The organism is Paraburkholderia sp. AV2 (genome assembly GCF_054968425.1).
Genome location: NZ_JBANLK010000006.1, coordinates 183,334 through 204,655 on the forward strand (window position 1 = coordinate 183,334; position 21,322 = coordinate 204,655).

Sequence of the window (21,322 nt, forward strand, 5' to 3'; positions counted from 1 at the left end):
CATCCAGGGCCCGCACGAAGCAGGCGGAAGCGGGCACCACAAAAACGAAGGGCCGCCTCGCCAGGAGCGGCCCTTTCTGCTTTCACGGTCTGTGTATGCGTGTTCAGACGATCCGCATCGAGTAGTCGGTCGCGCGTACGTCCTTCGTCAGCGCGCCGATCGAGATGCGATCGACGCCCGTTTCGGCAATCGTGCTCACCGTCTCGAAGTTGACGCCGCCCGAACCCTCCAGCACCGCGCGGCCGGCCGTGAGACGCACGGCGTCGCGCATCGCCGCGAACGAAAAATTGTCGAGCAGGATGGACTTCGCGCCGTGTGCGAGCGCCTCGTCGAGCTGCGCCAGAGTTTCCACTTCGACCTGGATCGGCACGCCCGCATTCAGGGCAAGCGCGGCGTCCATCGCAGCGCCCACGCCGCCCGCGGCCGCAATGTGGTTTTCCTTGATGAGGATGCCGTCGTAAAGCGCGAGCCGCTGGTTCGCCCCGCCGCCCACGCGCACCGCGTACTTCTGCGCGAGACGCAGGCCGGGCAGCGTCTTGCGCGTATCGACGATACGCGTCTTCGTGTGCGCGATCGCGTCCACGTAGCGGCGCGTTGCCGTCGCCACGCCGGAAAGCAGTTGCAGGAAATTCATCGCGTTGCGTTCGGCTGTGAGCAGCACGCGCGCAGGGCCTCGCAGCGAGCAGACCGTCGTATCGGCGCTCATGCGGTCCCCTTCGCGGTAGTGCCAGCGCACCTCGATACGCGGATCGACACTGCGCACCACGCCAACGAACCAAAGCACGCCGCACAACACCGCCTCCTCGCGCACGATGATGCGGGCGTCGCGCATCTCGTCGGCGGGGACCAGCCGGCCCGTCTGATCGCCCGCGCCCACGTCTTCCGCGAGCGCATCGGCCACGTTGCGCTCGATCGCCGCGTCGAACGCCGCACCGTACTGCGCACGCACTTCGGCGAGGACCGGCGACGCTGCGTCGAGACCCATCAGTTCCATCGCCCCCATTTACGCCGCTCCCACGTTCGCGAACAGCGCGCCGTCGCGCGCGAGATCGCCGCTCGCCTGCACGCGGCGCTTGTGTTCGGCCGCGAAGGCCAGCATGCGGTCGATCGGCAGCCGGGCACGCTCGCCCAGTGCGGCATCGACGAAGATCTCGTTATGGCCGCGCTCAAGCACGTCGGCCAGATTCTCGAGGCCGTTCATGGCCATCCACGGGCAGTGTGCGCAGCTCTTGCAGGTCGCGCTATTGCCCGCCGTGGGCGCTTCGATGAACGTCTTGCCGGGAGCGGCGAGACGCATCTTGTGCAGGATACCGAGGTCGGTCGCGACGATGAAACGCGTGGCATCGAGCTTGACGGCCGCATCGATGAGCTGCGTGGTCGAGCCGACCACATCGGCCTGCGCGACGACGCCTTCGGGCGATTCGGGATGCACGAGCACTTTCGCATCGGGATATTCGGCGCGCAGCAGATCGAGCTCGATGCCCTTGAACTCGTCGTGCACGAGGCAGGAGCCCTGCCACAGCAGCATGTCGGCGCCGGTCTTCTTCTGGATGTAGCCGCCCAGGTGCCGATCCGGCGCCCAGATGATCTTCTGGCCCTGCGCATGCAGATGCGCGACGATCTCGAGCCCGATCGACGACGTGACCATCCAGTCCGCGCGCGCCTTCACGGCGGCGCTCGTGTTCGCGTACACGACCACGGTGCGGTCCGGATGCTGATCGCAGAACGCGGAGAATTCGTCCACCGGGCAGCCCAGATCGAGCGAGCAGGTCGCATCGAGGTCCGGCATCAGGATGCGCTTGTCCGGACTCAGAATCTTCGCGGTCTCGCCCATGAAGCGCACGCCCGCGACAACCAGCGTCCGAGCCTCATGATCGCGGCCGAAGCGCGCCATCTCGAGCGAATCGGCAACGCAGCCGCCGGTTTCGTCCGCCAGCTCCTGCAGTTCGGGATCGACATAGTAGTGCGCGACAAGCACTGCCTTCTCGCGCTTGAGAAGCGCACGGATGCGCTCCTTCAATGCCACACGCTGCGCCGCGGAAGGGGCATCGGGCACGCGTGCCCACGCCTGTCCAACGCTGCAGACGGCGCCCTGCGGCCGGTCGTATTCGACCTTCATGATCGCCTGACTCATGATCTCCTCTGTCGGCCAGTCCTGATGCAATGCACTTACCCTGGCCCATACAAGCAGGTTGCTGCCCTGCCGACGGCTGCGGAAAAAGCCCTGCAAGCGGCGCAGGTTTTCGCGGCCCCAAAAAGAAAAACCCCGCCAACGCGGGGTTTTGTGACGTACCTGAATTCTAATGGATTTTTTTACGTCTCATGCATAGCGGCGAAGACGCGAGGCGAATTCCTGGAGCGCCTTGATGCCGCTTTGTTCGGCACGGTGACACCAATCCTGCAACTGCGTCAGCAGTTGTTCGCGCGAGGCGCTGGAGCGCTCCCAGATCGCCGCGAGTTCGTTGCGCAATTCGATGTAGGTGCGCAGCTTCTGGCTGTTCGCGAAGATTTGCGGCAGTTGGCGCTTCTGCGGTTCGTCGAGGCTCGCCTCTTCCTTGTCGAACCACTTGCGCGCGCCGCGCATCAACAGGTATTTCTCGCGGGCGCCCACTTCCTTGAGGTGCGCGAGCTCCTGGCGATACGCCTGCTTCACGGCCTTCGCATAGCGCGCCATCACTTCATAGCGGTTCGACAGCACGGCCTGCAGCGTTTCCTGATCGGGCACCAGCTTGGCCGTGATGAGGCGCGGCGTGGGCGCGACCTTCTTGACCTTCGCAAGGCCGACCATCGACATCAGGCGGATGTACATCCAGCCGATGTCGAACTCGTACCACTTGTTCGACAGCTTCGCGGAAGTCGCGAAGGTGTGATGGTTGTTATGCAGTTCCTCGCCGCCGATGAGGATGCCCCAAGGGAGCAGGTTCGTGCTGGCGTCCGCCGAATTGAAATTGCGATAGCCCCAGAAGTGGCCGAGACCGTTGACGACGCCAGCCGCCCAGAACGGAATCCACGCCATCTGCACGGCCCAGACGGTCAGGCCGACCGCGCCGAACAGCGCCACGTCGATCACCATCATGAGGCTCACGCCGAGAATGGGGTAGCGCGTGTAGACGTTGCGCTCCATCCAGTCGTTGGGCGTGCCGTGGCTGAAGCGGCGCAGCGTCTCTTCGTTCTTCGCTTCCGTGCGATACAGTTCCGCGCCTTCGAGCAGCACCTTCCAGATGCCGCGCGTTTGCGGGCTGTGCGGATCTTCTTCGGTCTCGCACTTCGCATGGTGCTTGCGATGGATCGCGGCCCACTGGCCGGTGAGCATGCCGGTGGTCATCCAGAGCCAGAAACGGAAGAAGTGGCTCGCGACGGGGTGCAGGTCGAGCGCCCGGTGCGCCTGGCAGCGGTGCAGATACACCGTGACGCCGACGATCGTGATGTGCGTAGCGACTGCCACGGACAACAGGATCTGCCACCACGAGAAGCGCAGCAGCCCGTGAGCGAGGAAATCTAACAGGGAGTTCAACAAGGTCTATACCCGTGTAACGAGCGACTCCGGCCTTACAAGGCCGCCTGAGTCAGGAAAGTGAAAGCACAGCAAAGTGGTTGGACGGCATTCTACTAGAACCGTTCCAAGTGTTTGTAACAAATGAAGATTTTTTTCCTTTTCGGGGGTTCCCGTCAATGCCTGAAAGCGCCCCGGAGGCGCTTTGCCGCACCTTTCAACCCATCTTCGCTCAATGTGCTCGCAATCGGCGCGAACCGGCACACGCGTGAGCCGGGCCTTTGCCGGGCTCACGCGCCTCGCGCTGCTGCCTCGCTACTTATGGACCGCCCGGCAACGAACCGGAAACCGGGGACGGACCGCCTGCGGAATTATTCGAGCGCCGCGTCCGGTTCCGCCGCTGTCTCGCTCGCCTTCGCGATGGCGTCCACGGCCTCCTGCTGCGCCGCCGACTCTTCCGGCGTGGTAGCCGCCTTGGCCTGCCCGGCCTTTGGCCTCGCCTCCCCGCGCCGCTCCAGCACGGCGGCAAAGAAGCCGTCGGTGGCGTGGCGATGGGGCCAGAGCGAGAGATAGTCGCCGGTGTCGAGACCCACGCGCTGCTCCGCCAGCACGTCGCGCGCGCTCACCAGCTCGAACTCCGGATGCGCTTCGAGGAACTGCTTCACGACCGCCTCGTTCTCGGCTTCGAGGATGCTGCAGGTCGCGTAGACGAGCCGGCCGCCGCGCTTGAGCAAACGCGCTGCACTGGTGAGGATCGACAACTGCTTGGGTGCGAGCTCGGCCAGCGACTCCGGCGTCTGGCGCCACTTGAGATCGGGATTGCGGCGCAGCGTGCCGAGGCCCGAGCACGGCGCGTCCACCAGCACGCGGTCGATCTTGCCGACGAGCCGCTTGATCTTCGCGTCGTGCTCGCTGTCGATCAGCACCGGATTGACGTTCGAGAGCCCGCTACGCGCAAGGCGCGGCTTGAGCTTGGCGAGCCGGCGGTCGGACACGTCGAACGCATAGAGGCGGCCCGACGAGCGCATCGCCGCGCCGAGCGCGAGCGTCTTGCCGCCGGCACCCGCGCAGAAATCAACGATCATCTCGCCACGGCGCGGCGCCACCAGCGAGCAGAGCAGTTGGCTGCCCTCGTCCTGCACTTCGAACCAGCCGTTCTTGAACGCGTCGAGCTTCGCGAGCGCCGGCTTGCCGACCACACGCACGCCGAAGGGTGCAAACGGCGTCTCGCCAGCTTCGATGCCGGCTTCGGCCAGCGCGCGCAGCAGTTCGTCGCGGCTCGCCTTGATCGGGTTCGCGCGAAGGTCCAGCGGCGCCGGATAATTCAGCGCCGCGGCCAGTTGCGCAAGCTCAGCGGGCTCGAAGCGCGGTTCGAGCCCGCGCACGATCCACTCCGGCAGGTTCAGTTGCACGCGCTGCGGCAGGCTCGCCGGGTCGACCTTCGAGACGTGCTCGAGCCAGCTCGCCTCGGCGTCGGAGACGAACGGCCGGACGGCCGAGCGGCCCGCCGTCGCCATCAGGCCGAGCAAGGCGAGACGCCGCGTCGGGCCGCCCGTGCCGCTCTCGGCCAGATGCGCGAACTCCATGCGGCGGCGCAGGACCGCGAAGACCGCTTCGGCAATCACGCCGCGCTCGCCGTGGCCGAGCTTCGGATGCTCGCGGAAGAAGCGGCTCGTTACCGCGTCGGCGGGGCCCGTGAACTTGAGGACGTCGGCCAGCAGCGTCTCGGTTTGTCCGATCAGGAATCCATGCAGTCTCATGCGCCCTCCCCGGCGGCTCGTGCGTTCGCGCTTGTGTCGTCGCTGGTATCGTTGCGGGTGTCGTCAAGGAAGAGCCACTGCGGCTCGGGCGGTGTAAGCGTCGCCTTGCCGCCGTCGAGCGCAAGGCGCCCTTCGACGAACCAGCGCACCGCGCGCGGATAAATCACATGCTCGGTCCCGAGCACGCGCGCGGCCAGCGCCGCGGCGTCGTCGCCCGCGCGCACCGGCACCGCCGCCTGCGCGACGATCGGACCATGATCGAGCTTCGGGGTGACAAAATGCACCGTGGCGCCATGCACGCGGCAGCCGGCGTCGAGCGCCTGCTGATGTGTTTTCAGGCCCGGAAAGCTCGGCAGCAGCGAAGGATGAACATTGAGCATCCGACCCGCATAATGATCGACGAAGCCGTCCGTCAGCACGCGCATGAAGCCCGCGAGGATGACGAGATCCGGCCGATAGCCGTCGACGACCTGGGCCAGCGCCGCATCGAAGGCGGCGCGATCGGAAAACTGGCGGTGGTCGACCACCGCCGTGGCAATGCCGTGCGATGCCGCGAACGCAAGGCCCGCGGCGTCGGGACGGTTGGCAATCACGGCGGCGATCTTCGCCGGCCAGGCTTCGTGCACGCACGCGCGCACGATGGCTTCCATGTTGCTGCCCCGCCCCGAGATCAGGATAACGAGATTTTTCATCCGCGGATTTTATCATCGAGGTCGAGCGCCGCCCCTCCGGCGGCGGCGATCCCGCGCCCGAGCGTTTATAATCTTCTGTTTCGTCGCGGACCTCGCGCCGCGATGCCTGGCGTCACATCAGGTCACACTAGCCCCATAACCGGTCCGATCCGCTATCGTGAGAGTCTTCCGCGGTCTTCCCAACGCCGAAAGCCGGGCGCCTTGCGCGCTCACCATCGGCAACTTCGACGGTGTCCACCGCGGGCATCAGGCGTTGCTCGCGCGCGTGCGCGCGGCGGCCGACGCGCGCGGCCTCCCCGTCTGCGTGATGACCTTCGAACCGCACCCGCGCGAATTCTTCAACCCGGCAGGCGCGCCGCCGCGCATCGCGATGCTGCGCGACAAGCTGGAGGCGCTGCGCGATAACGGCGTGGACCGCGTGGTCGTCGAGCACTTCAACCACACGTTCGCGAGCCAGTCGCCCGATACGTTCGTCGAGCGCATCATCGTCGGCGGGCTGCACGCGCGCTGGATGATGATCGGCGACGACTTCCGCTACGGCGCGAAGCGCGCGGGCGACTTCGATTCGCTGAAGGCGGCCGGCGAGCAGTACGGCTTCGAAGTCGAGCAGATGGCAACCGTGGCCGACCCGTCGGGCGCGCGCATTTCGAGTTCCGGCGTGCGCACTTCGCTGATCGCCGGCGACCTCGATTCGGCGCGCGCCGCGCTCGGCCGCGGCTACGCGATCAGCGGCCACGTCGTGCACGGGCAAAAACTTGGCCGCGACCTCGGTTTCCCGACGCTGAACCTGCCGATCGGCCACAAGCGGCCGGCGGCCAAAGGCATCTTCGTCGTGCAGGTGCACGGCATTGCCGATCATCCGCTGCCGGCCGTGGCGAGCCTCGGCCTGCGCCCGACCGTGGACGACTCGGGCCGCGTTCTGCTCGAAGTGCATTTGCTCGACTGGCACGGCGACGCCTACGGCAAGCTCGTGCGCGTCGAGTTCCTGAAGAAGCTGCGCGACGAGGAAAAGTTCGAAGACCTCCAAACGCTTACCGCTGCGATCGCGCGCGACGTGGTCAACGCACGCGCCTGGTTCGCCGCCGCCGGCGCCGACGCGGCCGGCACCCGTTCCACCGGTTTCTCCACCTCGGCCACCGACCGAATTAGGTGATCCGCGGCCCCTGTGCCGCCTCGCGTTCCACGCGAGCGGCACACGAGGCGACGGTTGCGCGGCAAGTCCGCTCTCCCCGACGCCGTGCATCCCCAGAATTCACCGTGATTTCACCATGAGCGACAAGAAAGCATCCTCCGGCAAGCCGCAGAAGTCCGAATCGAAATATCCCGTCAACCTGCTGGACACCCCGTTCCCGATGCGCGGCGACCTGCCGAAGCGCGAGCCGCAATGGGTCAAGGAATGGGACGAAGGCAAGCTCTACGAAAAGATCCGCGCCGCCTCGAAGGGCCGCAAAAAGTTCATCCTGCACGACGGGCCGCCGTATGCGAACGGCGACATCCACCTCGGCCACGCGGTGAACAAGATCTTGAAGGACATGATCGTCAAGGCGCGCAATCTCGCGGGCTACGACGCCGTCTACGTGCCGGGCTGGGACTGCCACGGCATGCCGATCGAGATCCAGATCGAAAAGCAGTTCGGCAAGTCGCTGCCGGCCCAGGAAGTCATGAAGAAGGCGCGCGAGTACGCCGCCGGCCAGATCGAAACGCAGAAAAAGGGCTTCAAGCGCCTCGGCGTGCTGGGCGACTGGAACAACCCGTACAAGACCATGAACTTCGCGAACGAGGCCGGCGAAATCCGCGCACTCGCGAAGATCATGGAGAAGGGCTACGTGTTCCGCGGCCTGAAGCCGGTGAACTGGTGCTTCGACTGCGGCTCGGCGCTCGCCGAAGCGGAAGTCGAGTACAAGGACAAGACCGACCCGACCATCGACGTGCTGTTCACGTTCGCGCAACCCGCGGAAACGGCCGCCGCGTTCGGCCTCGCCGCGCTGCCGCGCGAGGAAGGCGGCATCGTGATCTGGACCACCACGCCGTGGACGATCCCCGCCAACCAGGCGCTGAACGTCCATCCGGAAGTGGTCTACGCGCTCGTCGATACGCCGCGCGGCCTGCTGATCTTCGCCGAGGAACGCGTCGAAGCCTGCCTGAAGGACTTCGGACTCGAAGGCCGCGTGATCGCCACGGCGCCCGGCGAAAAGCTCGCGAACCTGCGCTTTCATCATCCGCTTGCGTCGGCTCATCCGGGCTACAAGCGCACCTCGCCGATCTACCTGGGCGACTACGTCACCACCGACACCGGCACGGGTATCGTCCACTCCTCGCCCGCCTACGGCGTGGAAGACTTCGTCTCGTGCAAGGCGCACGGCATGGCCGACTCGGACATCATCAGCCCGGTGATGGGCGATGGCCGCTATATCGAATCGCTGCCGCTCTTCGGCGGGCTCTCGATCTGGGCCGCGAACCCGAAGATCGTCGAAGCGCTCGACGCCGCCGGCACGCTCCTGCGCAGCGAAAAGTACCTGCACAGCTACATGCACTGCTGGCGCCACAAGACGCCCATCATCTACCGCGCCACCTCGCAATGGTTCGCGGGCATGGACGTCAAGCCCGCGGACGGCGGCAAGACCCTGCGCGAAACGGCGCTGGAAGGCATCGAAGCGACGGCCTTCTATCCGTCCTGGGGCAAACAACGCCTCTACGCGATGATCGCCAACCGTCCGGACTGGACGCTTTCGCGCCAGCGCCAATGGGGCGTGCCGATGGCGTTCTTCGTGCACAAGGAAACGGGCGAGCTGCATCCGCGCACGCTCGAATTGCTGGAGGAAGTCGCGAAGCGCGTGGAGAAGGAAGGCATCGAGGCATGGCAGACGCTCGATGCGCGCGAGCTGATCGGCGACGACGCGAATCTGTACGAGAAGAACCGCGACACGCTCGACGTGTGGTTCGACTCGGGCACGACGCACTGGCACGTGCTGCGCGGCTCGCACAAGGACGAGCTGCAATTTCCGGCCGACCTCTATCTGGAAGGCTCGGACCAGCACCGCGGCTGGTTCCACTCCTCGCTGCTCACGGCTTCGATGCTCGACGGCCGCCCGCCGTACGACGCCCTCCTCACGCACGGCTTCACCGTGGACGGCGAAGGCCGCAAGATGTCGAAGTCGCTCGGCAACGGCGTCGATCCGCATGAAGTGGCGAATCGCCTCGGCGCGGAAATCATCCGCCTGTGGATCGCCTCGACCGACTACTCGGGCGAACTCGCGATCTCGGAAGAAATCCTCAAGCGCGTGACGGAAAGCTATCGCCGTATCCGCAACACGCTGCGCTTTTTGCTCTCGAACCTCTCCGACTTCGAGTTCGACAAGCACGCGCTGCCCGCGGACCAGTGGCTCGAAATCGACCGCTATGCCGTGGCGCTCACGCACACGCTGCAGAACGACGTGCTCGCGCATTACGACCGCTACGAGTTCCACCCGGTCGTCGCCAAGCTGCAGACGTTCTGCTCGGAAGACCTGGGCGGCTTCTATCTCGACGTGCTGAAGGACCGCCTCTACACGAGTGCGCCCGACTCGGCGGCCCGCCGCGTCGCGCAGACCGCGCTCTATCACATCACGCACAGCCTGCTGCGCATCCTCGCGCCGTTCCTCTCGTTCACGGCCGAAGAAGCGTGGAAGGTGTTCCAGCCGAAGAGCGAAACCATTTTTGTCGAGACGTTCCACGCCTTCCCGGACATCGCGCAGGCCGAAGCACTGATCGCGAAGTGGACACTCCTGCGCGACGTGCGCGGCAACGTGACGAAGGCGCTGGAAGAGGCCCGCGTGGCGAACCAGATCGGCTCGTCCTTGCAGGCCGAAGTGCGCATCCTCGCGAGCGGCGCGCGTTACGACGCCCTCGCCTCGCTCGGCGACGACCTGAAGTTCGTGCTGATCACCTCGGCGGCGGAAGTCGTCAAGGTGGACAGCGAGGCGGACGAAGCCGTCGAGGTCATCACGTCGAAGTACCTCAAGTGCGAGCGTTGCTGGCACTACCGTGAGGACGTGGGCGCGAATGCGGAGCATCCGGGCCTGTGCGGCCGGTGCGTTGCGAACCTGTTCGGAAACGGCGAAACGCGGAGCGCGGCATAATGGCAAAAACCCTGCCGAAACAATCCCGTAGCGGCGGAGCCGGTAGCAGCGGCGGCACCGGCGGCACGCTCGCCCCGTGGCTCGGCGTCGCGGTGATCGTGATCCTCGCCGACCAGCTCACGAAGATCGCCATGGCCAAGGTGTTCAGCTACGGCGAAGGGCGCGCGATCACGTCGTTCTTCAACCTCGTGCTCGTCTACAACAAGGGCGCGGCGTTCAGCTTCCTCGCCACGGCAGGCGGCTGGCAGCGCTGGGGGTTCACGGCGCTCGGCGTGGTCGCCGCGCTCGTGATCTGCTACCTGCTCAAGCGCCACGCCACGCAGCACCTGTTCTGCACCGCGCTTGCGCTGATACTGGGCGGCGCGCTCGGCAACGTGCTGGACCGGCTGATGTATGGCCACGTGATCGACTTCCTCGACTTCCACGTGGGTAGCTGGCACTGGCCGGCGTTCAACGTCGCGGACAGCGCGATCTGCGTGGGCGCCGCGCTGCTGGTGTTCGACGAACTGCGCCGCGTGCGCGGTGCGCGCTGAACGTTTGACAGTGGCGGCGCGAGCCGCCGCCCGACTGCTCTGCATGGGACAGGAGACCTGACCTGATGAACACGTCCGCAGCGAACCCCGGAGAACTGGCCGGCAGGCACCTCGTGATCGGCATGACGGGCGGCATCGCCTGCTACAAGATCGCCGAGCTCACGCGTCTTCTGACCAAGGCCGGCGCGACCGTGCAGGTCGTGATGACCGAAGCGGCGACGCAGTTCATCACCCCCGTCACGATGCAGGCGCTCTCGGGCCGCCCCGTCTACACGAGCCAGTGGGACGGGCGCGTGCCGAACAACATGGCGCACATCGACCTCTCGCGCGACGCGGACGCGATCGTGATCGCGCCCGCCTCCACCGACTTCCTCGCGAAGCTCGCCAACGGATTCGCCGATGACCTGCTCTCCACGCTGTGCGTCGCGCGCGACTGCCCGCTCCTCGTCGTGCCCGCGATGAACCGGCAGATGTGGGGCAACCCGGCGACGCAACGCAACGTCGCGCAGTTGCGCGCGGACGGTGTGACGACGCTCGGCCCCGATTCGGGCGCGCAGGCGTGCGGTGAAGTCGGCGACGGGCGCATGCTGGAGCCGGAAGCAATCTACGAAGCGATCGTCTCGTTCTTCGCGCCCAAGGTGCTCGTACACCGCCGCGTGCTGATCACGGCCGGCCCGACCTTCGAACCGATCGACCCGGTGCGTGGCATCACGAACCGTTCGAGCGGAAAAATGGGCTTCGCGCTCGCGCGCGCGGCGCAACAGGCCGGCGCCGAGGTGCATCTGGTGGCCGGTCCCGTCGCGCTTCAAACGCCTTGGGGCGTGTATCGCGAGGACGTGCAGACCGCGCAGCAGATGTACGACGCGGTCATGCGCGCGGTGCCCGACTACGACATCTTCATTGGCGTAGCGGCCGTGGCCGACTGGCGCGCCGATCACGTCTCCGGGCACAAGATCAAGAAGACGGCCGAGCAGCGCATGCCGACCTTCAGTTTCGTCGAGAACCCGGACATCCTCGCCTCGGTTGCGGCGCTCGAACATCCGCCCTACTGCGTCGGCTTCGCGGCCGAAAGCGACGACCTCGACGTGCACGGCGGGGAAAAGCGCCGGCGCAAGAAAGTGCCGCTTTTGATCGGCAACCTCGGCCCGCTGACCTTCGGCCTCGACGACAACGAAGTCGTCCTCTTCGAGGCAAAGGGCAGCACGAAGCTGCCGCGCGCGGCCAAGCCGGCACTCGCGCAAACGCTGGTCGCCGAAATCGCGCGGCGTTTGCCGGACCAGAGCATCATCTCGTGACACGCGCGCCGCGCCATCGGCCTCCGGCAACGGTCAGGGCCAAGGCGGCGCGCGTCGCAAACGGAGCAAGGTGAGCTGTCATGACGCTACTTTCCGTACTCGACCAGTCGCCCGTGATCGCCGGGCACACGGCGGCCGACGCGATCGCCGCCACCGTCGAACTCGCGCAGCTCGCCGACGACCTCGGCTACACGCGCTACTGGTGCGCCGAGCATCACGGCCTGCTCGGCGTCTGCAATCCCTGTCCCGAAGTGATGCTCGCGCGCCTTGGCAGCGTGACGAAGCGCATCCGCATCGGCTCGGGCGGCATCATGCTGCCCTACTACAGCCCGTTCAAGGTGGCCGAGCAGTTCATGATGCTCGAAGCGCTGTTTCCGAACCGCATCGATCTGGGCGTCGGGCGAGCGCCGGGCGGCGACATGCGCACGGCGCAGGCCGTCGCCGCCGGCGAGTACGACCGCGGCGAGCACTTCCCGCAGCAAGTACAGACCCTCGTCGGGCTGATGGACGGCACGCTGCCGAAGGACGACGTCGCGAGCGGCGTGATCCTGCAACCACGCGTGGAGACACGGCCGCAGCTCTGGGTGCTCGGTTCGAGCGACTTCGGCGGCATGCTGGCCGCGCAGCTGGGCTTGCGCTTCTCGTTCGCGCACTTCATCAACGCGCACTTCGGGCATCTGGTGGCGAGCGCCTACCGCGAGCGCTTCCAGCCGGGGCACGAGGCGAAACCCTATCTGGCCTGCGCGGTCTTTGTGATCTGCGCCGACACCGAACAGGAAGCCGCCGACCTCGAAAAGGCGGTCGACCTGCGTCGCGTGCAGATGGCGCTCGGACTGAACGCGCCGATTCCGAGCGTCGAGCAAGGGCTCGCGCAGGAATACGGCGAACGCGAGCAACTCGTGATCGACCGCGAGAAGCCGCGCAGCATCATCGGCACGCCCGAAAGCGTCACGGAGCGCCTGATCGGCGTGCAGGAGCGCTTCGCGGCCGACGAACTGATCGTGCTGACCGTTGCCGGCAGCTACGCGGCACGGCTGCGCTCCTATGAATTGCTGGCGCAAGCGTTTCAGCTTTCCCGACAACCCTGACCTCTGACCTGCAAGGCCGACCCGGCCGGACACTCTCTAGCCCATGAAAATCGACATCAAGATCCTGAACGAGCGCATGCGCGACCAGCTACCCCAATACGCAACGACGGGCAGCGCAGGGCTCGACCTGCGCGCCTGCATCGAAGCGCCGCTTACGCTCGAACCGGGCGAAACGAAGCTCGTGCCGACGGGCCTCGCCATCCACGTCGCCGATCCGGGTTTTGCTGCACTAATCCTGCCGCGCTCGGGCCTCGGCCACAAGCACGGCATCGTGCTGGGCAACCTCGTCGGCCTGATCGACTCGGATTACCAGGGCGAACTGATGATCTCGACCTGGAACCGCGGCCACACCACGTTTACGCTCAATCCGCTCGAACGCCTCGCGCAGCTCGTGATCGTGCCGGTCGTGCAGGCGCACTTCAATATCGTCGACGATTTCGATGCGAGCGAGCGCGGCACCGGTGGCTTTGGCAGCACGGGCAAGCACTAAGCTGCGGCTTCAGGCTCCAACGAAAAAGCGCGCCATGGCGCGCTTTTTTGCTTCCTGGGCGTTGCGCCAGGATCAAGCCGAGGCGTCCGGCCGCGTTGCGCCCGCGGGCACCGCGCGATGCCGATACCACAGCGCATAGACGATCACGAGCACCGCGAGAAACGCAAGGCCATAGGCAAGCGTCATGCGGAATTCGCGCGTGAAGGCCGTACCGACCAGTACGCATAGCGCACGACGAAGCCCGCCAGCGGCCCGATATAGTGCTCGGCGTAGGCACCGAACGAGCCGGAGGTGAGATGAGCGACCGTCATCTCCGCGAGCGGCGTGCGCAAAAAACAAAACGGCGTGGACCATAACGTCCGCGCCGTTTCTCTTCGAGTGAAGCCGAAACGAACCGCTTATTCTACTTCGACCGCTTCCGGGTTCGGATTGCGCGGGGCAGGCGGCTGCTCGTCGAACGTGAGCTGAACCTTGTCCTCCGCATCCACGTCCACGGTCACGCGGCCGCCGTTCATGAGCTTGCCGAACAGCAGTTCGTCGGCCAGCGCGCGGCGGATCGTATCCTGAATCAGGCGCTGCATCGGGCGCGCGCCCATCAGCGGATCGAAGCCGTGCTTCGCGAGATGCTTGCGCAGCGCGTCGGTGAAGAGCGCATCGACCTTCTTCTCGTGCAGTTGATCTTCGAGCTGCATGAGGAACTTGTCGACCACGCGCATGATGATTTCCTCATCGAGCGAACGGAAGCTGATCGTCTGATCGAGCCGGTTGCGGAACTCGGGCGTGAACAGGCGCTTGATGTCGGCCATCTCGTCGCCCTGCTCGCGCCGGGTCGTGAAGCCGATCGTTGCCTTGTTCATCGACTCGGCGCCCGCGTTCGTCGTCATGATGATGATGACGTTGCGGAAGTCCGCCTTGCGGCCGTTGTTGTCGGTCAGCGTGCCGTGGTCCATCACCTGCAGCAGCACGTTGAAGATGTCGGGGTGCGCCTTCTCGATTTCGTCGAGCAACAGCACGCAGTGCGGCTTCTTCGTGACGGCTTCGGTAAGGAGACCGCCTTGATCGAACCCGACGTAGCCCGGAGGCGCGCCAATCAGGCGGCTCACCGCATGGCGCTCCATGTATTCGGACATGTCGAAGCGGATCAGCTCGATACCGAGCGTGAACGCGAGCTGCCGCGCCACTTCGGTCTTGCCGACGCCGGTCGGACCCGAGAACAGGAACGAGCCAATAGGCTTGTCGGTCTTGCCGAGGCCCGCGCGCGCCATCTTGATCGAAGCCGAAAGCGCATCGATGGCCGGATCCTGGCCGAACACCACCGACTTCAGATCGCGGTCGAGCGTCTGCAGCTTGCTGCGGTCGTCCTGCGACACGCTCTGCGCCGGCACGCGCGCGATCTTCGAGATGATCTCTTCGATCTCGCTCTTGCCGATGGTCTTCTTCTGTTTCGACTTCGGCAGGATGCGCTGCGCCGCGCCCGCTTCGTCGATCACGTCGATCGCCTTGTCGGGCAGATGACGGTCGGTGATGAAGCGCGCCGACAGTTCAGCGGCTGCGTTCAAGGCGCCCGACGAATACTTCACGCCGTGGTGCTCCTCGAAACGCGACTTCAGCCCGCGCAGGATCGCGACGGTCTGTTCGACGGTCGGCTCGACCACATCCACCTTCTGGAAGCGCCGCGAAAGCGCCGCGTCCTTTTCGAAGATGCCGCGGTATTCGGTGAACGTCGTCGCGCCGATGCACTTGAGCGTGCCCGACGAAAGCGCCGGCTTCAAAAGATTCGACGCGTCGAGCGTGCCGCCCGAAGCGGCGCCCGCGCCGATCAGCGTGTGAATTTCGTCGATGAAGAGAATCGCGTGCGGACGCTCCTTGAGTTCCTTCAGCACCGTCTTCAGACGCTGCTCGAAGTCGCCGCGATACTTGGTGCCCGCGAGCAGCGCGCCCATGTCGAGCGAGTACACCTGCGCGTCGGCGAGGATGTCCGGCACTTCGCCGCGCGTAATGCGCCAGGCGAGACCTTCCGCGATTGCGGTCTTGCCGACACCGGCCTCGCCCACGAGCAGCGGATTGTTCTTGCGGCGGCGGCACAGCACCTGCACCACGCGCTCGACTTCCAGCTCGCGCCCGATCAGCGGATCGATGCGGCCGTCCTTCGCCATCTGGTTCAGGTTCTGCGTGAACTGGGCGAGCGGCGTTTCCTTCTGGCCAGCGGCGTCTTCGGCTTCCGCGTTGGCGTCGCTCGCCTTGGCGGCTTCGCCGCTGCTCGTCTTCGCTATGCCGTGCGAAATGAAATTCACCACGTCCAGACGCGTGACACCTTGCTGCTGCAGGTAGTACACCGCGTGCGAATCCTTTTCGCCGAAGATCGCGACGAGCACGTTCGCGCCCGTGACTTCCTTCTTGCCGTTCGAAGTGGACTGGACGTGCATGATCGCGCGCTGGATCACACGCTGGAAACCAAGCGTGGGTTGCGTGTCGACGTCGTCCGTGCCGGGAACCGTGGGCGTGTTGTCGTGAATGAAGTTGCGCAGGTTCTGCCGCAAGTCTTCGATATTGGCGGCACACGCACGCAGCACTTCCGCCGCTGTTGGGTTATCCAACAGCGCCAGCAGCAAATGCTCCACCGTAATGAACTCATGCCGCGCCTGACGTGCTTCCATGAACGCCATGTGCAGGCTGACTTCCAGTTCCTGGGCAATCATGCTTCCTCCATCACACACTGCAGCGGGTGCCCCGCTTGCCGTGCGTGGGTAACGACTTGCTCAACTTTGGTCGACGCGATATCTCGCGTATAGACCCCACAAATGCCCCTGCCTTCGCGGTGAACCTTCAACATGATCTGTGTTGCGGTCTCGCGGTCCTTGTTGAAGTATTCCTGCACGACCATCACGACGAATTCCATCGGCGTGTAGTCGTCATTCATCAGCACGACCTTGTACATGGAGGGCGGTTTGACCTGCTGTTCCTGCCGCTCCAGTATGGTTGAGTCCTGCTTGTCCGGGATAATCGCCATACACCCATTCTAAACAACTCGGACAGGCCCGCAATCCTGCCGAAACCCGACCGGCCAGCCGGTGAATCCACTGCCGCAATACCTGCGCATGCGAAGCTCCCATCTGGCCACGACCGGCTGCGGGCCGGCCCCTTTTTTTAACCTCGATACTGAATCGATTGCTGCGTTCTTTGCCTGTTGCGGCTCGTCCAGCAGCTTTCGCGCCAACCTCGAAATCAGTATCGCACAACCTGCGCCGCGCCGTTGGCGCCCACTGTCGGCGTCCGCACGCAAACACAAAATTTCCGCACTGCAACGCATCTCATGTGCGTCGATTATGCGACTTTTCAAGACGCATCGCTCGCCTCTGTCCAACGCGCAAGAAAAGCGGGAAAAACCCTGGAAATGCGCTCTTTACAACGCGTCGCAGTGCATCTCAAATTGCTCTTGACAACAGAATAAAGAGCCCCAACAATCAAGCTGGCACTTTTTTCAACCGTCTCAAACTCGAAAAAATGCCGTTGGTGAGCTTGTGAGGAGGGGGCGATCGCAACAAACGATCGTTAAGCTTTTCGAACTGCTCGTGGTAGTGACATGAGTTACAGGGGAAGTAGGTATGGCAACCGGTACGGTCAAGTGGTTCAACGACGCGAAGGGTTTCGGATTCATCACGCCGGATGAAGGCGGCGAGGATCTGTTCGCTCACTTCTCGGCCATCCAGATGAATGGCTTCAAGACCCTCAAAGAAGGTCAGAAGGTGAGCTTCGAGGTCGTGCAAGGCCCGAAGGGCAAACAGGCATCGAACATTCAGGCAGCAGCCTGATCTGTTCGGTACCCGTACCTTGGAAACCCGGCTCCGGCCGGGTTTCCTTTTTGTGACATTTCTTTGTGGTCCTGCTGCGATCCTGCAAGAAATCAGGTTACGCGCAGCGTCCCCATCATGCCGAGGTCCTCGTGCTCGAGGATGTGGCAGTGGAACATGCGGTCGCCCGCATCGCGCTGAACCGTAGCGATCCATACCGTTTCGCCCGGCTCGACGTTCACGGTATCGCGCCACGCCAGCAAGGGCTCCTCGGCGCGCGTCCCCGCCCGCTCCCGCGCCACGATCTGAAACTGCGTTCCGTGCAGGTGGAACGGATGATCCATGTCCGCGCGATTCTCGATAGACCATTCCTCGACTTCGCCGCGGCGGCTCGTTAGCGTCACGCGGTCCGGGTCATACGTCGCCCCATTCACCAGAAAATGCATGCCGCGGGGCATCGGACGTGCGGATGCACCCGGCTGGTGCATTGCTGCCATATCCATGGCTTCGCTGAACACGACCGATTTGCGCGTCCGAGCCGGCCCGAGCGGCGCGATCGACCGAAGCCGCGCGGGCAGTTCGGGCGATGCGGCAGCGGCTCCCGGCGTAGCGACGCCCGGCACAAAGCGCACGTCGGCCAGCACGAGCGCCGCATCGGGCGGCAGACTGCCGCCCATCATCGCCATCTTGCGGCGGTCGTATTGCGCGGCCACCAGCCGGGCGCCCGAAGCCCGCGCACCGGCACGCACGATCAGTTCCGCGCGTTCGCCCGGCGCAAGCAGCAGCGAGGTCACCCCTTCCCTGGGCGCGCCGAGCAGGCCGCCGTCGGTGCCGACCTGCGCGAACGGACGCCCGTCGTCGAACGCCAGCAACAGATAGCGCGCGCTGCAGCCGTTCCAGACACGCCAGCGTTCGTCCTGCATCACGTCGATCCGCGGACGCCGTGCGCCATTGACGAGCGCGAACTGCCCTTCGCGTCCGTTCATCCAGTCCATCATGCTGTTCGGCGCAATCGTGCCGTCGGCGGCGAGCTTCAGGTCGGACACGAAGAGGTGGCGCTCGGGCCACGAGGCGAGCGGATCGTCGGCGGCACGCACGACAATCGGACCCGCCAGCCCGCGGAACACCTGCTCCGCCGTCATCATGTGGGGATGCGGGTGATACCAGTACGTGCCGGCACTGCCCGCCGGCAGCGTAAATCGATAGGTCCGTTCGGCGCCCGGCGCGACCGGATCGGACGGGTTGCCGTCCTGGTCCGGCGGTACGGGCAGGCCGTGCCAATGGATGGTAGAAGGCTGCGACAGATTGTTCACGAAGCGGATTTCGACCGTGTCGCCTTCGTGCACGTCGATGAGCGGACCGACTACCGGCCCGCCGGAATCGGCAGCGCCGGCTCCGGCATCGTATTGCCAGAACAGCGTATCGGGCTGTCCCGGCAGCAGGGGCCGCGCAAAAGGATGCGCGACGAGGGTCGAGCGGAAATGCCCCGGCTCGCGGCTTTCGTTGGCAAGCCTGCGCAACGCGGGGAGCGGCGCACCGGCCTGCAACGCATCGGCGGCGGCAAGCGGCGTGTGCGCCGGCATCGCGCCGTGCGGCATGCCCTGCATGCCCTGCATGCCGGCCATGCCGGATGCGTCAGGTTGCATGGGTATCGCATGACTATCGTCCTGCGCGTAGGGGGTGCGTGCGTACAGGGAAGCAATCGCGGCGCCCAGGGCGCCGGACAGGAATGCGCGTCTTCGCATCGTTGAAATCCTCCTTCAAGCGTCTTGCGCGGCGCGAGCTGAAGCGCGTGCCGCGCGCGTGATCGTGGGTCGCGCCTGAACGTGGCAGGCGCGAAACCGGCGTTGAGCCGCGCTCGTGAAGAGCACGGGAATCACCTATCAGACGATCGGAGGAGGCAGCGGCGGCGCGTGCGTGATGCCGGCACGCAAAGGTTCGGACAACGAGACAACTTGCGCGCCGGCGCCTGGTTCGGTGTCGAAGCACAAACCGGTGGTCGGCAAAACGCAATGCATGGCACAACTGACGACACAGCAATCCGCGTCGCAGGCGCCATGCGCTTCATGGCACGCGGCCTTGACGAGCGCGTGGGCACCGGCGACGACGCGCTCGCCATCCGACACCGGCGCTTCGTGCCCGCACGCCGTAGCTGTGCGCATGCCCAGCAGCGCGAAGGCGCACACAAGCAGGAAGCGGAAAACAAGGTTCATTCGGAAAGCCGGCGGCGCGCGACGGGGGTATCGATGCACCCGGGCCCAAACTTCGCGTTCGGGCCCGGAGCGGGCTCACATTCGATCATTCTGTGCAAATAGCCAGCGAAGTGTTGTCGGCCCTGCATCGGTAACATACGCACTTCGAAATCCCCTCCCAATTCCCCTCCCATCGTGCTCGATCCCCGGCGAACAATGAGTCCAACAGCACGAACTTCCGCTGTGGCTCTCAGCCACCTTTGGCGGGAAAGAATTCTTTGCCCGGCCCCCATCCCCCCCGGGGGGGGAATACATAAGGGGCACAGGGGGTAATTTGCAGGTGCGCCCATAGAAAATTTGCGGGGAATCCGAAATTGTTGCAAATACAAGTATCAGGCATACATCCCTAGCTTGCCGACTGTCCTCTAGCCCAACTCTTCCAAAATGCTTCCGGGACGAACACCCAGCAGACGAGCAAGCTCCAAAAACTCTATAACGTCGATACGACGCTCACCGCCCTCAATCTTGGCGATGAACGACTGAGGACGGCCAAGGCGTGCAGCTAACTCCGCTTGGCTGATACCGCGCTCCTTTCGAGCAGCAATCAGGCGATCGAGCATGAGCCGATATTGTGGTGTGTGGGTGGACTTCACCAAGGCTGACCATGTGGACTGGGGAGCCTTGATTAATTAAACCCGTATCGGGATAATCCCAAAATAGGATTGAAGATCCACCCGCCGCTGGACTGTGTCGAATCTATGACGAAGCAATTCCCGGCACCCGCATATCAACGCAGTAATTGCTCGACTTCCCCTGAGCTGGAAATCGACTGCACGGAGGCGACTGATCATGCTTACAAAAATGCAACGCGGGTTTCGCGCATTCGGGACCGGGCTGACGAGCGGCAAAGCGGTCATGATCTTGGCCAAGACGTATGGGCTCGCCCTCGATCACGAAAATAGTGAGAAGGTCCGGCTCATCGGACTCCAATGGGAAGGGGAACTAAGCGCAGACGAGTTGGCCGTTTACTACATAACCGACTACATCAAGAGCTTTTCTGCGGTCCCTAACGCCCCAGAAGTGAAAGCCTCCTTAAATTTTTTGCTGCAACAAGCAAAAAATCAACAAGCACGGGGCTTGATTCGGCGGGATTGGATCATCGAGAATCTAAGTCAGGAGATTGCCTTACGATCCGGAGTCGCCGACCTGTCAACGCCAGACATTGAGAGCGGCCCTGCCAATACGGCAGAGACAAACACTCAGGCAGCACCGACCGAGACGACCAAAATCATAGTCAATTGCCCGTCCTGCCAACAGCGTCTGAGAATCCCGAGCGGCGTTCGCTTGGAGGTAACGTGTGCGAAATGCTCCACGAGTTTCGAGATCGAGCCGGGAAACGTTGCTGGCTGAGATAGGTACGATCCCCGGCAAACGGAATCGATCCGCATACTACGATGCGCCACCTGTCCGAATGCTTACGGATGGAGGAGCACAGAAGATTCTGGGGCAGTACGCGGGGGTACCCAGAAGCGGTGATACTGTCCCCGTGAACTCCATCGGCGCTTGCGCTGCCAGCCAAGCTCCAACAGCACGGGGCTAATGTATTTCCCCTGAGTGTTGAGCGCGGCCTCGAATTCAACCATCGAAAACGGACGATTCCGTGTAATTTCCGGCAAGGCGGCAAACCACTCTGCGAACTGCTGCCGCAGCGACGATTTGACCGGCTCGCAGTCTGCCACGAGGCTAGTTAGCCGCTTGATGTAGGCGCTCATGCTGTTTTTTCGGTGGTGGTTAGGTCGTTACACATTCAATGACGAGCAATCGTCAATAGTGGTGTACGGGCGGGACGGCATGATCAGGCGGCCAGCGC

20 protein-coding genes are annotated in these 21,322 nt (G+C 64.4%); 8 read left to right on the forward strand and 12 right to left on the reverse strand.

What is annotated here, in order from left to right; genetic code table 11:
- Window positions 1-103: 103 nt before the first annotated feature.
- The 5 genes from nadC to purN all read right to left on the reverse strand — a co-directional run bounded on the left by nadC (window position 104) and on the right by purN (window position 5,945).
- Window positions 104-1,003, reverse strand: coding sequence for a carboxylating nicotinate-nucleotide diphosphorylase (gene nadC / locus V8683_RS07220; RefSeq protein ID WP_411188750.1), 900 nt, complete (start codon window positions 1,001-1,003; stop codon window positions 104-106).
- The gene (gene nadA / locus V8683_RS07225) at window positions 1,004-2,134 is read right to left on the reverse strand and encodes a quinolinate synthase NadA (protein WP_411188749.1); all 1,131 of its coding nucleotides are present in this window, start codon (window positions 2,132-2,134) and stop codon (window positions 1,004-1,006) included.
- Window positions 2,135-2,320: 186 nt separating this feature from the next.
- Window positions 2,321-3,517, reverse strand: a complete 1,197-nt coding sequence (locus V8683_RS07230) for a DesA family fatty acid desaturase (protein ID WP_411188747.1) — start codon at window positions 3,515-3,517, stop codon at window positions 2,321-2,323.
- Between the two features lie 347 nt (window positions 3,518-3,864).
- Complete coding sequence (locus V8683_RS07235) at window positions 3,865-5,253, reverse strand: methyltransferase domain-containing protein (RefSeq protein ID WP_411188746.1); 1,389 nt, start codon at window positions 5,251-5,253, stop codon at window positions 3,865-3,867.
- A complete protein-coding gene (gene purN, locus V8683_RS07240; protein ID WP_411188745.1) occupies window positions 5,250-5,945 on the reverse strand; it encodes a phosphoribosylglycinamide formyltransferase in 696 nt (231 codons plus the stop codon). Before purN ends, V8683_RS07235 begins: the two co-directional genes overlap by 4 nt.
- 157 nt (window positions 5,946-6,102) lie before the next feature.
- On the opposite strand from purN, the gene V8683_RS07245 reads away from it, so the two are divergent.
- The 6 genes from V8683_RS07245 to dut all read left to right on the forward strand — a co-directional run bounded on the left by V8683_RS07245 (window position 6,103) and on the right by dut (window position 13,469).
- Window positions 6,103-7,098 (forward strand): bifunctional riboflavin kinase/FAD synthetase, encoded by a 996-nt coding sequence (locus V8683_RS07245; RefSeq protein ID WP_411188744.1) that lies wholly within the window; start codon window positions 6,103-6,105, stop codon window positions 7,096-7,098.
- Between the two features lie 115 nt (window positions 7,099-7,213).
- On the forward strand, window positions 7,214-10,063 hold the full coding sequence (gene ileS / locus V8683_RS07250; protein WP_411188742.1) for an isoleucine--tRNA ligase: 2,850 nt from the start codon (window positions 7,214-7,216) through the stop codon (window positions 10,061-10,063).
- The gene (lspA, locus tag V8683_RS07255) at window positions 10,063-10,596 is read left to right on the forward strand and encodes a signal peptidase II (RefSeq protein ID WP_411188741.1); all 534 of its coding nucleotides are present in this window, start codon (window positions 10,063-10,065) and stop codon (window positions 10,594-10,596) included. Before ileS ends, lspA begins: the two co-directional genes overlap by 1 nt.
- A 65-nt stretch (window positions 10,597-10,661) precedes the next feature.
- A complete protein-coding gene (gene coaBC / locus V8683_RS07260) occupies window positions 10,662-11,891 on the forward strand; it encodes a bifunctional phosphopantothenoylcysteine decarboxylase/phosphopantothenate--cysteine ligase CoaBC (RefSeq protein ID WP_411188739.1) in 1,230 nt (409 codons plus the stop codon).
- Window positions 11,892-11,971: 80 nt separating this feature from the next.
- Window positions 11,972-12,979: an LLM class flavin-dependent oxidoreductase gene (locus tag V8683_RS07265; RefSeq protein ID WP_411188738.1), complete on the forward strand. Its 1,008-nt coding sequence runs from the start codon at window positions 11,972-11,974 to the stop codon at window positions 12,977-12,979.
- A 43-nt stretch (window positions 12,980-13,022) separates the two neighbouring features.
- Window positions 13,023-13,469, forward strand: coding sequence for a dUTP diphosphatase (dut, locus tag V8683_RS07270; RefSeq protein ID WP_411188737.1), 447 nt, complete (start codon window positions 13,023-13,025; stop codon window positions 13,467-13,469).
- A gap of 182 nt (window positions 13,470-13,651) precedes the next feature.
- On the opposite strand, the gene V8683_RS07275 is transcribed toward dut, so the two are convergent.
- The 3 genes from V8683_RS07275 to clpS form a co-directional block, all read right to left on the reverse strand.
- Window positions 13,652-13,780, reverse strand: a complete 129-nt coding sequence (locus V8683_RS07275; RefSeq protein WP_411190599.1) for a hypothetical protein — start codon at window positions 13,778-13,780, stop codon at window positions 13,652-13,654.
- A gap of 87 nt (window positions 13,781-13,867) precedes the next feature.
- Window positions 13,868-16,168 carry an ATP-dependent Clp protease ATP-binding subunit ClpA gene (clpA, locus tag V8683_RS07280; protein ID WP_411188736.1) on the reverse strand — a complete coding sequence of 767 codons (2,301 nt, stop codon included), beginning with the start codon at window positions 16,166-16,168 and terminating at the stop codon, window positions 13,868-13,870.
- Window positions 16,165-16,479, reverse strand: coding sequence for an ATP-dependent Clp protease adapter ClpS (gene clpS, locus V8683_RS07285; RefSeq protein ID WP_027794151.1), 315 nt, complete (start codon window positions 16,477-16,479; stop codon window positions 16,165-16,167). The genes clpA and clpS overlap by 4 nt, the downstream gene beginning before the upstream one ends.
- Window positions 16,480-17,074: 595 nt before the next feature.
- Between clpS and cspD the strand changes: the two genes are divergently transcribed.
- Complete coding sequence (cspD, locus tag V8683_RS07290) at window positions 17,075-17,281, forward strand: cold shock domain-containing protein CspD (protein WP_017776809.1); 207 nt, start codon at window positions 17,075-17,077, stop codon at window positions 17,279-17,281.
- 92 nt (window positions 17,282-17,373) lie between these two features.
- Here cspD and V8683_RS07295 read toward each other — a convergent pair whose 3' ends face one another.
- From V8683_RS07295 to V8683_RS07305, 3 genes are all read right to left on the reverse strand, one after another.
- Window positions 17,374-19,005, reverse strand: a complete 1,632-nt coding sequence (locus V8683_RS07295; RefSeq protein WP_411188735.1) for a multicopper oxidase family protein — start codon at window positions 19,003-19,005, stop codon at window positions 17,374-17,376.
- A gap of 138 nt (window positions 19,006-19,143) precedes the next feature.
- On the reverse strand, window positions 19,144-19,473 hold the full coding sequence (locus V8683_RS07300) for a hypothetical protein (protein ID WP_411188734.1): 330 nt from the start codon (window positions 19,471-19,473) through the stop codon (window positions 19,144-19,146).
- Window positions 19,474-19,877: 404 nt separating this feature from the next.
- Entirely contained in the window at window positions 19,878-20,072 is a 195-nt protein-coding gene (locus V8683_RS07305; RefSeq protein WP_411188733.1) for a helix-turn-helix domain-containing protein, read from the reverse strand.
- A 229-nt stretch (window positions 20,073-20,301) separates the two neighbouring features.
- On the opposite strand from V8683_RS07305, the gene V8683_RS07310 reads away from it, so the two are divergent.
- Complete coding sequence (locus tag V8683_RS07310) at window positions 20,302-20,862, forward strand: zinc ribbon domain-containing protein (RefSeq protein WP_411188732.1); 561 nt, start codon at window positions 20,302-20,304, stop codon at window positions 20,860-20,862.
- 65 nt (window positions 20,863-20,927) lie between these two features.
- Here the strand turns inward: V8683_RS07310 and V8683_RS07315 are convergent, their stop codons facing one another.
- A complete protein-coding gene (locus V8683_RS07315) occupies window positions 20,928-21,224 on the reverse strand; it encodes a hypothetical protein (RefSeq protein ID WP_411188731.1) in 297 nt (98 codons plus the stop codon).
- Window positions 21,225-21,322 lie beyond the last annotated feature (98 nt).

Coding starts and splice junctions, on each gene's coding strand:
- clpS (WP_027794151.1), bottom strand. CDS start 16,479: ATGGCGATTATCCCGGACAAGCAGGACTCAACCATACTGGAGCGGCAG.
- ileS (WP_411188742.1), top strand. CDS start 7,214: ATGAGCGACAAGAAAGCATCCTCCGGCAAGCCGCAGAAGTCCGAATCG.
- V8683_RS07315 (WP_411188731.1), bottom strand. CDS start 21,224: ATGAGCGCCTACATCAAGCGGCTAACTAGCCTCGTGGCAGACTGCGAG.
- nadC (WP_411188750.1), bottom strand. CDS start 1,003: ATGGGGGCGATGGAACTGATGGGTCTCGACGCAGCGTCGCCGGTCCTC.
- V8683_RS07265 (WP_411188738.1), top strand. CDS start 11,972: ATGACGCTACTTTCCGTACTCGACCAGTCGCCCGTGATCGCCGGGCAC.
- V8683_RS07305 (WP_411188733.1), bottom strand. CDS start 20,072: ATGCTCGATCGCCTGATTGCTGCTCGAAAGGAGCGCGGTATCAGCCAA.
- nadA (WP_411188749.1), bottom strand. CDS start 2,134: ATGAGTCAGGCGATCATGAAGGTCGAATACGACCGGCCGCAGGGCGCC.
- coaBC (WP_411188739.1), top strand. CDS start 10,662: ATGAACACGTCCGCAGCGAACCCCGGAGAACTGGCCGGCAGGCACCTC.
- V8683_RS07300 (WP_411188734.1), bottom strand. CDS start 19,473: ATGAACCTTGTTTTCCGCTTCCTGCTTGTGTGCGCCTTCGCGCTGCTG.
- clpA (WP_411188736.1), bottom strand. CDS start 16,168: ATGATTGCCCAGGAACTGGAAGTCAGCCTGCACATGGCGTTCATGGAA.
- V8683_RS07235 (WP_411188746.1), bottom strand. CDS start 5,253: ATGAGACTGCATGGATTCCTGATCGGACAAACCGAGACGCTGCTGGCC.
- cspD (WP_017776809.1), top strand. CDS start 17,075: ATGGCAACCGGTACGGTCAAGTGGTTCAACGACGCGAAGGGTTTCGGA.
- lspA (WP_411188741.1), top strand. CDS start 10,063: ATGGCAAAAACCCTGCCGAAACAATCCCGTAGCGGCGGAGCCGGTAGC.
- V8683_RS07310 (WP_411188732.1), top strand. CDS start 20,302: ATGCTTACAAAAATGCAACGCGGGTTTCGCGCATTCGGGACCGGGCTG.
- V8683_RS07275 (WP_411190599.1), bottom strand. CDS start 13,780: ATGACGGTCGCTCATCTCACCTCCGGCTCGTTCGGTGCCTACGCCGAG.
- dut (WP_411188737.1), top strand. CDS start 13,023: ATGAAAATCGACATCAAGATCCTGAACGAGCGCATGCGCGACCAGCTA.
- purN (WP_411188745.1), bottom strand. CDS start 5,945: ATGAAAAATCTCGTTATCCTGATCTCGGGGCGGGGCAGCAACATGGAA.
- V8683_RS07295 (WP_411188735.1), bottom strand. CDS start 19,005: ATGCGAAGACGCGCATTCCTGTCCGGCGCCCTGGGCGCCGCGATTGCT.